The sequence below is a fragment of the Streptomyces sp. NPDC048288 genome, assembly GCF_043201555.1.
GTDB lineage: Bacteria > Actinomycetota > Actinomycetes > Streptomycetales > Streptomycetaceae > Streptomyces.
This window is the reverse complement of the sequence record NZ_JBICZD010000002.1, coordinates 1,052,055-1,065,963: the sequence shown is the minus strand read 5'-3', so window position 1 is coordinate 1,065,963 and position 13,909 is coordinate 1,052,055. Positions and strand designations below refer to the sequence as shown.

Genomic DNA, 13,909 nt, shown 5'->3' with positions numbered 1-13,909 from the left:
TGATCGCCCGCAAAAGGTGGGGTCGATTTTCGGCCAAATCGGCGAAGCGTGGACGGCCTTGCGCACGCTCCGTACATGCTTTGCGCATCGCCCGCGCGTGTGTTTGAACGCGCACAGTCCGGGAGGCGGGCATCGCCTCCCGGACCGGTCCGCCACCCGCGGGGATGTAGGTGGCGGTGTCCCCCAGCCCACTGGATCCAGTACAGCGGGCCGACCCACGCACCATCATGGAACCGTTCCCCCGATGGCCGGAGAAGAGCGCACGGACGGGCGCACGGCCACACGGCGGGGGCACGTCGCGACGTGCCGTGCACGGTGCGTATATGGGCCGCACTCTCGTACGGACCACAATCCCGCCATCCGGAACAATGCCCCTTAACGCTTGGGATGCGGCGAACTACGCTGGGTTTACGAATGCCGCGTGGTTATGCCAGCGCGGCAGCCGTCTGTGTCGAGGGGTGGCGCATGTCCAGGGAGCAACGCGGGCCGAACGAAAAGCTCGGCGCCGTTCTCGCCCTCGCGGGAATCAGCAACGCAGGACTCGCGCGACGCGTCAACGATCTTGGCGCTCAACGCGGGTTGACTCTTCGCTACGACAAGACGTCGGTGGCGCGCTGGGTGTCGAAGGGCATGGTGCCGCAGGGCGCCGCGCCCCACCTCATCGCGGCCGCGATCGGCCAGAAGCTGGGCCGCCCGGTGCCGCTCCACGAGATCGGCCTGGCGGACGCGGACCCCGCGCCCGAAGTGGGCCTCGCCTTCCCCAGAGACGTCGGACAGGCGGTGCGGTCGGCGACGGAGCTGTACCGTCTCGACCTCGCCGGCCGCCGGGCCGGTACCGGCGGCATCTGGCAGTCCCTGGCCGGATCGTTCGCAGTAAGCGCGTACGCAACGCCCGCCTCGCGCTGGCTGATAACCCCCGCCGACAGCTCGGTCGCACGCGAGGCCAACAGCGCCGAGGGCGCGGGCGCGGCGCTCAAAGTCGGCCACAGCGATGTGCAGAAGCTGCGGGAGGCCGCCGAGGACGCCAGGCGCTGGGACTCCAAGTACGGGGGCGGCGACTGGCGTTCGTCGATGGTGCCGGAGTGTTTACGGGTGGAGGCGGCGCCGCTGCTGCTCGGCGCGTACTCCGACGAGGTCGGGCGGGCGCTGTTCGGCGCGAGCGCCGAACTGACCCGGCTGGCGGGCTGGATGGCCTTCGACACCGGGCAGCAGGAGGCCGCGCAGCGGTACTACATCCAGGCGCTGCGGCTCGCCCGCGCGGCGGCGGACGTGCCGCTCGGCGGGTATGTGCTGGCATCGATGTCCCTGCAGGCGACGTACCGCGGATTCGGCGACGAGGGCGTCGATCTCGCGCAGGCCGCCGTGGAACGCAACCGGGGGCTGGCCACCGCCCGCACCATGAGCTTCTTCCGGCTGGTCGAGGCACGGGCCCACGCGCGTGCGGGCGACGCACAGGCGGCGGGGGCCGCGCTGAAGGCCGCGGAGGGGTGGCTGGAACGGGCGCGCGAGGGGGACAACGATCCCTCCTGGCTCGGCTTCTACGGCTACGACCGGTTCGCCGCCGACGCCGCGGAGTGCTACCGCGATCTCAAGGCGCCCCGGCAGGTGCGGCGGTTCACGGAGCAGGCGCTGTCGAAGCCGACGGAGGAGTTCGTGCGGTCGCACGGGCTGCGGCTGGTCGTCTCGGCCGTCGCGGAGCTGGAGTCGGGGAACCTCGACGCGGCCTGCGAGCAGGGGGTGCGGGCCGTGGAGGTGGCCGGGCGGATATCGTCCGCGCGGACGACGGAGTACGTGAAGGATCTGCTGCACCGGCTGGAGCCGTACGGGGACGAGCCGAGGGTGGTGGAGCTGCGCGAGCGGGCCCGGCCGTTGTTGATGGCGCCGGCGTGAGGGTCGCCCAGTCGTCTGCCGGGTTGCTGTGATCTTGCGGGTGCGGGTGCGTGGGGGCTGGTCGCGCCCACGCGGCGGTAGCCGCATATCGAATACAGCCCCGCGCCCCTAAAGGGGCGCTTCACAACCGTGCGTTTGAAAGTGATGTCAGTGGCGCAGTGCACTATCGAGCGTGGGAGGTGGTGCAGGTGCGGGCCGGGATTGCTTACGACTGTGATGTGCTCGTCGTCGGGGGTGGGATCGTCGGGCTGTCCACGGCGTACGCGATCAGCCGTGCCGCGCCCGGGACCCGGGTCACCGTGCTGGAGAAGGAGGCCGGGCCGGCCCGGCACCAGACCGGGCGGAACAGCGGGGTCATCCACAGCGGGATCTACTACCGCCCGGGGTCGCTGAAGGCGCGGTACGCCGTCAAGGGCGCCGCCGAGATGGTCAAGTTCTGTGCGGAGTACGGCATCGCGCACGCCGTCACCGGCAAGCTGATCGTCGCCACCGAGCGGGCGGAGCTGCCCCGGCTGCACGCGCTCGTGCAGCGCGGCCGGGAGAACGGGATACCGGTGCGGGAGCTGGGGGGCGCCCAGATCGGGGAGTACGAACCCGAGGTGCGGGGGCTCGCCGCCATACACGTGGGGACCACCGGGATCTGCGACTTCGTGGGGGTCGCACGGCAGCTCGGCGCGGCCTCCGGCGCGGAGCTCCGCTACGGCGCCCGGGTCGAGCGGATCGACCGGCGGCCGGACCTCGGGGTCGCCGTCCGGACGGCCGGCGGCGACGTCGTCCGGGGCCGGGTGCTGGTCAACTGCGCGGGGCTGCACTGCGACGAGGTCGCACGGCTGACCGGCGACGACCCGGAGATGCGGATCGTGCCGTTCCGCGGGGAGTACTACGAGCTGGCGCGGCCGGAGCTGGTACGCGGGCTGGTGTACCCGGTGCCCGACCCGGCGTTCCCGTTCCTCGGCGTGCATCTCACGCGCGGGATCGACGGGGGCGTGCACATCGGGCCGAACGCGGTGCCGGCGCTGGCCCGCGAGGGCTACGGGTGGGGGGTCGTACGGCCGCGGGAGGTGGCCGGCACACTGGCCTGGCCCGGCTCCTGGACACTGGCCCGGCGGCACTGGCGGTACGGGGGCGGCGAGCTGCGCCGGTCGGTGTCGAAGCGCGCGTTCGCGACGGCCGTACGACGGCTGCTGCCCGCCGTGGACGACGGGGACCTGATGCGGGCCGCGGCCGGGGTGCGGGCGCAGGCCGTGCTGCGGGACGGGACGCTCGTCGACGACTTCCTGATCAAGGAGGGGGCCCGGGCGGTCCATGTGCTGAACGCGCCCTCGCCCGCGGCGACGGCCTCGCTGCCGATCGGGCGGGAGGTGGCGCGGCGGGCGCTGGAGATGCTGGGTTCGGTGTGAGTCCGCCCAGGAAGCCGTCCAGGAGGCCTTCCGGGGCGCGGCGGGCACCGTAAAATCGACTTCACTGTGTCTGACTCGCTCAATGCCCCCGAAACCCCTCAGCCCGCCGAGACCGTCCCCGGCGTCGGCTCCCACCACACCCCCGGTGTGTCCGTCCGGCACACCCGGGCCAAGGGGGAGCCGCGCTTTCCCGACGGCCCGCAGGCCGATCCGGCCGGGTCGCACTTCGAGCGGCGGATCCGCAGCTTCCAGCCGCGCCGCAGCCGGGTGACCGCCGGGCAGGCCGACGCGCTGCAGCGGCTGTGGCCCAAGTGGGGGCTGGACATCGACGGGCAGCAGGTCATCGACCTCGCCGAGCTGTTCGGGAACGCCCACCCGGTGGTGCTGGAGATCGGGTTCGGGATGGGCGAGGCCACCGCGCAGATGGCCGCCGAGGACCCGGGCACCGACATCCTCGCCGTGGACGTGCACACCCCCGGGCAGGGCAACCTGCTCAACCTCGCCGACCAGCAGGGGCTGTCCAACGTCCGGGTCGGCAACGGCGACGCGATCATCCTGCTGCGGGAGATGCTCACGCCCGACTCGCTCGACGGGCTGCGCGTGTACTTCCCCGACCCGTGGCCCAAGAAGCGGCACCACAAGCGGCGGCTGATCCAGCCCGAGTTCCTCGACCTGGCCGCGACCCGGCTCAGGCCCGGGGCGGTCGTGCACTGCGCGACGGACTGGGAGCCGTACGCCGAGCAGATGCTCGACGTGCTCACCGCGCACCCGGAGTTCGAGAACACACAGGCCGAGGGCGGTTTCGCGCCACGTCCCGGGCACCGGCCGCTGACCCGTTTCGAGGGTCAGGGACTGGACAAGGGACATGTGGTGAACGATCTGCTCTTCCGTCGCGTACAGCATCGGGTGCGGCAGAGCGAGCAGCACCGACTGGAGTCACCTCGTTAGGGTCGATGCCGTGGCCAGCTACCCGCCGCCGTACCCGTCGTATCCGACGTATCCGCCACGTCCGCCGTATCCGCCGGACCCCGCCGGGGACGGTCTGCGCCATCCCCGCTGGTGGCAGCGGCGCTGGGTGCGGTACGGGGCGCTGAGCACGCTGCTCGCCCTCTCCGGGCTGGTCATCCTGGCGCTGGTGCGGGAGCAGACGGGCACGGAGGGTTTCCTCGTCGGGCTGGGGCTCGCCGTACTGCCCGTGCCGCTGCTCATAGCCGCGTTCCGGTGGCTCGACCGGGTCCAGCCGGGGCCCTGGCGGAACGTGCTGTTCGCGTTCGCCTGGGGGGCCTGCGCGGCCGCGCTCATAGCCATCGTCGCCAACAGCTTCGCCACCCGCTGGATAGCGACGGCCACCGCGGATCCGAGCAGCGCGGACACGCTCGGGGCGACGGTGATAGCGCCGATCGTCGAGGAGTCGGCCAAGGCCGCCGCCGTGCTGCTGGTCTTCCTGTTCCGCAGACGGGACTTCACCGGGATCGTCGACGGGGTGGTGATCGCCGGGGTCACCGCCACCGGGTTCGCGTTCACCGAGAACATCCTCTACCTCGGTACGGCCTTCGGGACCGACCAGCTGACCGGTGGCACCGGGATCGCCTCCGTCACCGCCGCGACCTTCTTCGTGCGCATCGTCATGTCGCCCTTCGCGCACCCCCTGTTCACCGTCTTCACCGGCATCGGCTTCGGCCTCGCCGCGCTCTCCACGGACCGGCAGCGGACGCGGCGCACCCTGGTGCCGGTCGCCGGGCTGCTGTGCGCGATGAGCATGCACGCGTTCTGGAACGGGTCCTCGACGTTCGGGCAGTTCGGGTTCTTCGCCGTGTACGGCATGTTCATGGTGCCGATGTTCGGGCTGCTGACCTGGCTGGCCGTCTGGACCCGGCAGCGGGAGCTGCGGACCGTGCGCGAGGAGCTGCCGGCGTATGTGTACGCGGGGTGGCTGGGGGCGGCCGAGCCGTTCGTCCTCGGGTCGATGCGGGCGCGTCAGATGGCCCGGGAGTACGCCGCCTACCACTTCGGCAAGCCGACGGGGCGGGCGGTCGCCGAGTACGAGGCGTACGCGACGACCCTGGCGCTGCTGCGGCGCCGGGGGCAACGGGGGCGGGCCGGGGCCGACTTCGTGGTCCGCGAGCGGGAGCTGCTGGCCGAGCTGTGGAACCGGCGGGAGCTGGTCCGCCCGGCCCTGGAGTACGCGGCCCGGACGGCGGCGCCGAGCGGATGGCCGGGGTACGCCGGCTATCCGGCGCCGGCCTACGGGGGCCCGGGGTGGTACGGGACGGCGGTGCCGTACCCCTCGTACAACCCTTACCAGACGTAGTACGGCCGGTACGGCCGGTGGGCACCGCAAGAATCCACCGCCACGGTGCCCGTGAGGCTGCCGTCAGGCCGAGGCCGCCGTCAGCCTGGTGACCTCCTCGTCCGTGAGGTGCAGGTCCGCCACGCCCAGCAGGGCCGGGAGCTGGTCCAGGGTGCGGGCCGAGGCGATCGGGGCCGCGACGGTGGGCTGGGCCGCCAGCCAGGCGAGGGCGACGGTGGGGACGGGGGCCGAGTGGGTCTCGGCGATCTCGTCCAGGGCGGCGAGGACCCGCCGGCCGCGCTCGGACTCCAGGTACTGGGCGGCGCGGCCCGCGCGGGCGCTGTCGACCGTCGTGCCGGGACGGTACTTGCCGGTGAGGAAACCGGCGGCCAGGGAGAAGTACGGGACCGCGGCGAGGCCGGTGCGGGAGGCCAGGTCCTGGAGGGGGCCCTCGTAGGTGTCGCGGGAGACCAGGTTGTAGTGGGGCTGGAGGGCGACGTACCGGGCGAGGCCCTCGCGGTCGGAGAGGTCCAGGGACTCCTGGAGGCGCTCCGGCGTGATGTTGGACGCGGCGATGTGCCGGACCTTGCCCGCCCGCACCAGCTCGTCGAGCGCGCCGATGATCTCCTCGACCGGGATCTCCGGCTTGTCGAAGTGCGTGTAGTAGAGGTCGATGTGGTCGGTGCCGAGGCGGCGCAGGGAGGCGTCGGCGGCGGCCTTGATGTTGGCGGCGGACAGGCCGGGGTACTCGGGGTGCTGGCTGACCTTCGTCGCGATGACGATGTCGTCGCGGTTGCCGCGCGCCGTGACCCACTTGCCGATGATCGTCTCGGACTCGCCGCCCTGGTTGCCCTCGATCCAGGCCGTGTAGGAGTCGGCGGTGTCCACGAAGTTGCCGCCGGCGGCCGCGTAGGCGTCCAGGACGGCGAAGGAGGCGGCCTCGTCGGCGGTCCAGCCGAAGACGTTGCCACCGAGGGCGAGCGGGAAGACCTCGAGGTCGGAGGAGCCGAGTTCGCGAAGAGCAGTCATGCTCTGTATCAACGCGGGCCGCCCCGGCAGGCCATCCCGGCGCAGTACGAAGGTTTCGTAAACAGGCGCACGGGCGTCCCGCAGGGAACATCGCACGGGCGCCCCGCCGGGAACATCGGACGGCTGTCCGGCCGGAAACACCGCACGGATGTCCGGCCGGAGACACCGGACCGGCGGCCCGGACGCCGGGGGGTTGTCGTCGGGGCCGCCGGGGATCCCGGGGTTCGTGGTTCGTGGTTTGTGGTTCGTCGGGGGGGGGTGACCCGTTACGGGTTGAGGCCCTTGCCGCGCAGCCAGGTCATGGGGTCGATGCCGGTGGCCTGGCCGCCGGGGTGGACCTCCAGGTGGAGGTGCGGGCCGGTGACGTTGCCGGTGGCGCCCACGCGGCCGATGACATCGCCGGTGGCGACCTTCTGGCCGACGGAGACGCTGATCGACGACTGGTGGCAGAACCACAGCTCGGTGCCGTCGTCCAGGGTCAGGATCGTGCGGTAGCCGTAGGAGCCGGCCCAGCCCGCCTCGGTGACCGTGCCGCCGTGGACGGCCTTGATGAGCGTGCCGGTGGGCGCGGCGAAGTCGAGCCCGGTGTGGTAGCCGGAGGACCACATGGAGCCGGCCTGGCCGAAGGTGCCGGTGATCGTGTACGAGACGACCGGCAGCGTGTACTGCTTGGCCAGCGCGGCGAGGCGCTCCTTCTCGGCCTTCGCCTTGGCGTCGGCCTCGGCCTGCTCCTTGGCGTCGGCGGCCTTGGCGGCCGCCGCCTTCACCGCCTTGGCCTCGGCGTCGTAGACCGCCTTGTCGGCGGCGGCCACGGCCTTGGCGCTGGCCTTGGTGTCGAGCTGGTTCTGCTGCTGCTCGGCCTGGGCGATGATCCGGCTGCGCAGCGCCTCGCCGGCGTCGGACGAGGAGGAGTCCGCGTCGGTGGCGGTCGTCGCGGTGGTGACGCTGCTGAGCGCGGTCTGGGTGGCCTGGTGGCCGCCGCCCTCGCCTAGCAGGGAGTCGACGGACGACGGCAGGTCGGGCAGCGAGATGGAGACCGGCGGCTTGCCGGTGTTGGCGCTGGCCATGCCGCCCGCGCCGACGGCGGCGATGACGCCGACGCCGAGCACCGTGGAGCTGCGGGCGAGTCCGCCGCCCTTCTGCTTGGCGACGCGGTGCCGGCCGCGTGTCTGGGCGAGGGAATCCTCGGTGGGGTTCCACTCCTCCCAGGGGCCCTCGTCGGTGCGGTAGCTGCCGTAGCCGAAGGTGTCGGGTTGACGCTGGCTGGGCACGAACGGGGCTGTCGGAGCAGGCCGGTTGGACGCCACGCGGGCGCACTCCTTTCCTTCCGTCGCCTACCGGGTTAGCTGACGGGTTCGGAGCGGGAAGGTCTCCTACGCGCGTATACCGGCCGATTCCTACCGGCGGCAGCCGTGCGATTCACCCCAAGGTGGTGGTTCCCCGGTTCCCTTGCGGGATTCGGCGCGTGCGCGCGGAGCCGTCGCGGGTGACGGCTGGGACGACCGCGCTGCGTTATCGAACGTTAATAGACCCGGCTGTCAGATTCCAAGCTGTTCTCCTTGATCATTAAGCTTTCAAAGCATGGACTTACCAGCCACGACAGGTCAAAAACGGTCGAGTTGACCAGGCCTCCTGCTCAACACAGGAGTCACACACGTTTTGATGGTGACTCAGACGTTATGCGCAGGGCGGTCGTCCGGCCACCCTGTGTCACCTGCGACGGGCCCGGACATGACTCAGGGCCGGAATCCTTGTTCTTGGATTCCGGCCCTGAGTCATCAGTAGCGGGGACAGGATTTGAACCTGCGACCTCTGGGTTATGAGCCCAGCGAGCTACCGAGCTGCTCCACCCCGCGTCGGTGAAACCAGCATACGCCATCAGAAGCACGGGAGTCACACGGGTTAAAACCGGTGGGGTCCGCGGGGCCTCGGCTCCACACCTCCGCTCAGCCCGGCAGATGCCCGTTCGGTGCCTTCGCCGCGCTCTCGTACTCCGGCAGTACCAGCACCCGCACCCCCGCCTCCCGCAGCATCCCCGTCCCGTCGGCCGCGGTCACGAACGTGTCCGGCTCGCGCCACGCGGTCAGCACCCGCCGCACCCCGGCCCGGAGGATCAGCTCGGCGCAGGGGTGCGGGCGGGAGGCGCGGTGGGTGCAGGGTTCGAGGCTGGTGTAGACGGTGGCCGTGGGCAGGCGGGGGTCGGCCGGGGGGATCTTGGCCAGGGCCGCCTCCTCGGCGTGCACCACCGGGTCGCCGGCCTCCCGGGAGTGGCCGCGGGCCAGTTCCGTGCCGTCGGCCGCGACGACCACCGCGCCGACGCTGAACGCGGTCCGGGACGGCGGGCACTCGGCCGCCAGCTCGCAGGCGAGCCGCAGCCACGCCCGGTCCGCGGCGGACACCGACGCGTCCGCGCCGGGGGCGGTGGGCTCGTAGCGCATGAGGACGACGTCCTCGATCCGGCGGGTCTCGACCAGCCGCAGCCGCCCGCCCTGGTAGCCGCCCGGGCCGAACAGCCGGGGTGCCTTCGGGTCGCCGACGAGGAGCGGGGCGAGGACCAGCTGGAGTTCGTCGGCCAGGCCCTGCTGGAGGAGCTGGGTGTGGACGGTGCCGCCGCCCTCGACCATGAGGCGCCGTACGCCTCGTACGTCGTGCAGGTGCTCCAGGAGCGAGGGCCAGTCGAGGTCGGCGCCGAGGGGGACCACGTCGGCGGCGATGCCGAGGGCGCGGGCCCGCCGCGCGCCCTCGTCCGTCGTGTACACGGTCTTCTCGCCGCCGGTGTGCCAGAACCGCGCGTCCGGGTCGAGGTCGCCGGTCGCGGTGACCGTGACCTTGAGGGGGTACTCGGGCCGGCCGGCGGCGGTCCGGGCCGCGCGCCGCTCCGGGGAGTTGACCAGGAGCCGCGGGTTGTCCGCGCGGATGGTGCCGGCGCCGATCAGGATGGCGTCGACGGAGGCCCGCACCTCGTCGACGCGGTCGAAGTCGGCCGGGGAGGAGAGCAGCAGTCGGTCGGGGCCGGTGTCGTCGAGGTAGCCGTCGAGGGAGACGGCGGCGGACAGCAGGACGTGGGGGTACGGCATCGGACGCGCTCACTCTCGGCGGCGGGCTGTGAACTGGACGCTTGGTTAAAGTTTGAAACAAACCTACACTGGGTGTATGACGACTCGCTGGCTCACCTCGAAGGAGCAGCGCGCCTGGCGCGCGTACATCGCGGCGACGCACCTCCTGGAGGACGCGATCGACCGGCAGCTCCAGCAGGACGCCGGCATGCCGCATCTGTACTACTCGATCCTGGCCAACCTCTCCGAGGCGCCGGAGCGCAAACTGCGCATGACCGACCTCGCCGAGAAGTCGAAGATCACCCGGAGCCGGCTGACGTACGCCGTGACCCGGCTGGAGAAGGACGGGCTGATCCGGCGCGAGGACTGCCAGTGGGACAAGCGGAGCAGCTTCGCCCTGCTGACCGACGCGGGCATGGCGGTCCTGGAGCGCACGGCGCCGGGGCATGTGGAGACGGTGCGGGCGGCGGTCTTCGACCATCTCTCCGAGGAGCAGGTGGACCAGCTGGAGGAGATCAGCTCGGTGATCGTACGGGCGCTGGAGGGGGCCGAGACCCCGCGGCCGACGTCCGACGAGGTGCCCTGGCGGCGGCGGTCGTCACCCTGTTCCGGTTCGTGAACCCGGAATTCGCGAAACCGTACGGAAATCTGTTGCTTCAAATTTAAAGCATGAGGTAGGGTTCCAGCCGTGGATCTGCTTCAAATCTGAAGCAGGAGCCCGCGACGTCCCGTACCGGGACAGCCGTCCTGCACCCGGACACTGGAGAACCCGATGACCGACCACCCCGCCGCCACCCAGCGCGCCCGCGTCCGGGTCCCGCTGCGCTTCAACGACGGCTACGGCGTCGACGCCGAACTCGTCACCTTCCATGGCCTGACCGACGGCCAGGAGCATGTCGCCGTCGTCCTCGGCGACCCCGCCCCCGGCGCCCTCCCGCTGGTCCGCCTGCACTCCGAGTGCCTGACCGGCGATGTCTTCGGCTCCGCCCGCTGCGACTGCGGACCCCAGCTGCGCGAGGCCGTCGAGCGCATCGCCGAGCGCGGCGGCGTCCTGCTCTACCTGCGCCAGGAGGGCCGGGGCATCGGCCTCTACAACAAGCTCGACGCCTACGCCCTCCAGGACCAGGGCCTGGACACCTACGAGGCGAACGCCGCCCTCGGCCTGCCCGAGGACGCCCGCGACTACACCGCCGCCGCCCAGATGCTGTCGGCCCTCGGCATCGACGAGCTCGACCTGCTCTCCAACAACCCGGACAAGGCGGAGCAGTTGCGCGGCCTCGGGATCACCGTCCGCGACCGCGTCCCGACCGGTGTCTTCAGCACCGCCCACAACGTCCGCTACCTGCGCGCGAAGGTCCTGCACACCCAGCACACGCTCCCGCTGGGCGAGTTGACGGAGCTCAACGCGGGCTGAGCCCGGCCACGGCCCGGCACGGTCCGGCCGGATGTGCTAGCAACGAAGGCACACGCACCCCCCGGTGAAGGAGCCTTGGTGGACGACCAGCTGGCACGCGTTCTCGACGACCTCCACCGCGAGGGACGGTCCCACGACGGCCCGCTGGCCGACCGGCTGCGGCGCCTGCGCAACATGACCCCGGACGCCGCCCGGCTGATCGCGACCCTGATCCGCGCCCGGCGCGCCGCGTCCGTCCTGGAGATCGGCACCTCCAACGGCTACTCGGCGATCTGGTGCGCCGACGCGGTCCGCGACACCGGCGGCCGGCTGACCACCGTGGAGATCGACGGGGCCCGGGTCACCGCGGCGCTGGCCAACCTGGAGCGCGCCGGCGTCCGGGACCACGTGGACGTCGTCCACGGCGACGGCGTCGAGGTCCTCGCCGACACCCCCGACGCCTCCGTCGACCTGGTCGTCCTCGACGCCGAGCGACCCGCCTACGTCGACTACTGGCCGCAGCTGCGGCGCGTCCTGAAGCCGCACGGCATCGTGGCCGTCGACAACGCCGTCAGCCACCGGCAGCAGATGGCCGCCTTCCATGAACTCCTCACCGCCGAGAAGGAGTTCGCCGTGGCCTTGCACCAGGTCGGCGACGGCGTACTGACCGCGATCCGGCTGGGCTGAGCAACCGGCCCGGGTGCGACTGGACGACCGCCCGGACGAGCGTCGGCCGGGTGGGTCAGGAGAGCCAGTCGGTGTAGTGGGTGGGGGCGAGGTGGGCGTCCGGGTCGGTGAGGACGTCGCCCTTGACGGCGGCGAACATGCCGGCGGTGGGGTCGGTGACGACGGTGCGGGGGTCGCCCTTGTGGGACAGGGTGATCCGGCCCAGTTCGTCCAGGGAGAAGACCTCGGGGCCGGCGATGTTGCGGATGCCGTTGAGCGGGGCGCCCGCGGCGACCTCCGCGACCGCGGCGGCCACGTCCCCGGAGGCGATCGGCTGGATCGGCGTGGCGGGCAGCCGGACGGTGTCGCCTTCGGCGGTCCAGGACAGGACGGCCTCCATGAAGTCCATGAACTGGGTGGCCCGGACGATCGAGTAGGGGATCTGCCCGGCCTCCAGGAGATGCTCCTGGACCACCTTGGCCTGGTAGTAGGCCAGCTCCGGCACCTGGTCCACGCCGACGATCGAGAGGATGACGAAGTGGCCGACGCCGCCCTTGCGGGCCGCGGCCAGCAGATTCTCCATCGAGGTCTGGAAGAAGGCCGGGGAGGCTTCGTCGAAGGTCGGGGAGTTCGTCAGGTTGACGACGACGTCGGCTCCCGCCACCGCCTCGTCCAGCCCCTGACCGCTGAGGACGTCGGCCCCGGTGGACTTCGAGTGGGGTACCGCCTCGTGCCCGGCGGCCCGCAGGTCCTTGACGACCTGGGATCCGATCAGCCCGGTACCGCCCATGACCGCGATCTTCATGACGTACCTTTCGTTTCTTTTATTCGCAATGCGAGTCTTTTCGCAATATGACATAGGGCGAGCTAAGTGGGCACGGCAAGGAAAGGAACGGCACCCCGGCCGCGCAGGGCGGTGTCAGCGGCCGTCGACGAACGTGACCGTCTCGGCGAGCGGCGCCCGGGTCGTGCGGGGTACGCGTTCCGCGACGTCCTCGAAGCCGATCGACATGCCGCAGAAGAGGACGAGCCCCTCGGGGGGCGAGACGATCTCCGCGACGGTCCGGTGGAACTTCGCCCACGCCATCTGCGGGCAGCTGTGCAGCCCCTCGGCGCGCAGCAGCAGCATGACGGTCTGCAGAAACATGCCGAGGTCGGACCACTGGGGCCGCCCCATGTCCCGGTCGACGTAGCAGAACAGGGCGGCGGGCGCGCCGAAGCAGTCCCAGTTCCCGGCGGCGGCCCGCTGGCGCGCCTCCAGGTCCTCGCGCGCGATGCCGAGCGCGCCGTAGCGCTGTTCACCGAAGGCGGAGCGGCGCTCGCGGTACGGCGACTTCAGTACGGGCGGGTACTGCTCGTACTCCGGCTCGTCCCAGGGGTCGCCCGCGGCCAGGCGCTCACCGGCCCGCTTCTTGAGCTCGGCCAGGGGTGCGCCGGTCAGCACGTAGATGCGCCAGGGCTGGATGTTCGATCCCGACGGCGCCCAGGCCGCGGCGGACAGCACCCGCTCCAGGGTCTCCCTCGGGACGGGCCGGTCGGTGAACGCGCGCACCGCCCGCCGGCTCGCTACCGCCTCGTAGACGTCCATGAGTGCCGACCTCCGTCCGCCCCCCTTGGTCACACTCAATATGGTATCACTCGATACCATCTCGGGTAAGACGGGTGAGCAGCTCCGTCAGCTTCTCGGGCTCGCCGGGCGCCAGCTCCGCGACCAGGCGTTCGGCGAGCGGCTCCGCCGCCACATGGACCGCGTCGAAGAGCTCCCGCCCCTCAGGGGTGATCTCCACCGCCCGCGCCCGCCGGTCCCCCGGCACGGCCCGGCGCACGGCCAGCCCCTTGCGCTCCAGGTCGTCCACGACCCGCATGATCCCCGCCTTGTCCGACCCCGTCACCGCCGCCAGGTCCCGCTGCACCGTGGCCCCGTGGTCGACCAACTCGATCAGCACCGCGAAGTGCCGCAACTCCACGCCGAACGGCCGCAGCGCCTCCCCCATCACCGCGGCGGCGTGCCAGTGCGCCCGGCGCAGCAGCAGGCCGAGGGCGAACGGCGAGACATCCCCGGGGCGGCCGACCGCGCGCGAGGGGGAGGCAGGGGCGGGAGTGGGGGTGGAGGCGGAAGCGGGCGCGGGCACGGCGGGCGGGTGTGGAGCATCGGTGGTCATGGAGCCAGATTACTTCGCCCGAT

13 protein-coding genes, 1 tRNA gene and 1 riboswitch are annotated in these 13,909 nt (G+C 71.8%); of the genes, 7 read left to right on the top strand and 7 right to left on the bottom strand.

What is annotated here, in order from left to right:
- Positions 1–465 precede the first annotated feature (465 nt).
- The 4 genes from ACGFZS_RS11250 (at position 466) to ACGFZS_RS11235 (ending at position 5,601) form a co-directional block, all read left to right on the top strand.
- The gene (locus ACGFZS_RS11250) at positions 466–1,890 is read left to right on the top strand and encodes an MFS transporter (RefSeq protein WP_359211684.1); all 1,425 of its coding nucleotides are present in this window, start codon (positions 466–468) and stop codon (positions 1,888–1,890) included.
- Between the two features lie 179 nt (positions 1,891–2,069).
- Positions 2,070–3,290, top strand: a complete 1,221-nt coding sequence (gene lhgO / locus ACGFZS_RS11245) for an L-2-hydroxyglutarate oxidase (RefSeq protein WP_393668552.1) — start codon at positions 2,070–2,072, stop codon at positions 3,288–3,290.
- Positions 3,291–3,356: 66 nt separating this feature from the next.
- Entirely contained in the window at positions 3,357–4,238 is an 882-nt protein-coding gene (gene trmB, locus ACGFZS_RS11240) for a tRNA (guanosine(46)-N7)-methyltransferase TrmB (protein WP_393794852.1), read from the top strand.
- A gap of 10 nt (positions 4,239–4,248) precedes the next feature.
- On the top strand, positions 4,249–5,601 hold the full coding sequence (locus tag ACGFZS_RS11235) for a PrsW family intramembrane metalloprotease (protein WP_393794851.1): 1,353 nt from the start codon (positions 4,249–4,251) through the stop codon (positions 5,599–5,601).
- 63 nt (positions 5,602–5,664) lie between these two features.
- On the opposite strand, the gene ACGFZS_RS11230 is transcribed toward ACGFZS_RS11235, so the two are convergent.
- From ACGFZS_RS11230 to ACGFZS_RS11215, 4 genes are all read right to left on the bottom strand, one after another.
- The gene (locus tag ACGFZS_RS11230) at positions 5,665–6,609 is read right to left on the bottom strand and encodes an aldo/keto reductase (protein WP_393794850.1); all 945 of its coding nucleotides are present in this window, start codon (positions 6,607–6,609) and stop codon (positions 5,665–5,667) included.
- Positions 6,610–6,875: 266 nt separating this feature from the next.
- Positions 6,876–7,916, bottom strand: a complete 1,041-nt coding sequence (locus ACGFZS_RS11225) for a M23 family metallopeptidase (protein WP_393794849.1) — start codon at positions 7,914–7,916, stop codon at positions 6,876–6,878.
- Between the two features lie 7 nt (positions 7,917–7,923).
- A riboswitch (cyclic di-AMP (ydaO/yuaA leader) is annotated at positions 7,924–8,083 on the bottom strand.
- A 308-nt stretch (positions 8,084–8,391) separates the two neighbouring features.
- A tRNA-Met gene (locus ACGFZS_RS11220) sits at positions 8,392–8,465 on the bottom strand.
- Positions 8,466–8,555: 90 nt separating this feature from the next.
- A complete protein-coding gene (locus ACGFZS_RS11215) occupies positions 8,556–9,686 on the bottom strand; it encodes a dihydrofolate reductase family protein (protein WP_393794848.1) in 1,131 nt (376 codons plus the stop codon).
- A 76-nt stretch (positions 9,687–9,762) separates the two neighbouring features.
- On the opposite strand from ACGFZS_RS11215, the gene ACGFZS_RS11210 reads away from it, so the two are divergent.
- From ACGFZS_RS11210 to ACGFZS_RS11200, 3 genes are all read left to right on the top strand, one after another.
- On the top strand, positions 9,763–10,284 hold the full coding sequence (locus tag ACGFZS_RS11210; RefSeq protein ID WP_355713779.1) for a MarR family transcriptional regulator: 522 nt from the start codon (positions 9,763–9,765) through the stop codon (positions 10,282–10,284).
- Between the two features lie 153 nt (positions 10,285–10,437).
- Entirely contained in the window at positions 10,438–11,079 is a 642-nt protein-coding gene (gene ribA, locus ACGFZS_RS11205) for a GTP cyclohydrolase II (RefSeq protein WP_365694735.1), read from the top strand.
- Positions 11,080–11,157: 78 nt separating this feature from the next.
- Positions 11,158–11,745, top strand: coding sequence for an O-methyltransferase (locus ACGFZS_RS11200; protein WP_393794847.1), 588 nt, complete (start codon positions 11,158–11,160; stop codon positions 11,743–11,745).
- A 55-nt stretch (positions 11,746–11,800) separates the two neighbouring features.
- Here ACGFZS_RS11200 and ACGFZS_RS11195 read toward each other — a convergent pair whose 3' ends face one another.
- The 3 genes from ACGFZS_RS11195 to ACGFZS_RS11185 all read right to left on the bottom strand — a co-directional run bounded on the left by ACGFZS_RS11195 (position 11,801) and on the right by ACGFZS_RS11185 (position 13,886).
- Complete coding sequence (locus ACGFZS_RS11195) at positions 11,801–12,529, bottom strand: SDR family oxidoreductase (protein ID WP_393794846.1); 729 nt, start codon at positions 12,527–12,529, stop codon at positions 11,801–11,803.
- A gap of 114 nt (positions 12,530–12,643) precedes the next feature.
- Entirely contained in the window at positions 12,644–13,312 is a 669-nt protein-coding gene (locus ACGFZS_RS11190) for a nitroreductase (RefSeq protein ID WP_393794845.1), read from the bottom strand.
- A 46-nt stretch (positions 13,313–13,358) separates the two neighbouring features.
- Entirely contained in the window at positions 13,359–13,886 is a 528-nt protein-coding gene (locus ACGFZS_RS11185) for a MarR family winged helix-turn-helix transcriptional regulator (RefSeq protein WP_393794844.1), read from the bottom strand.
- Positions 13,887–13,909 lie beyond the last annotated feature (23 nt).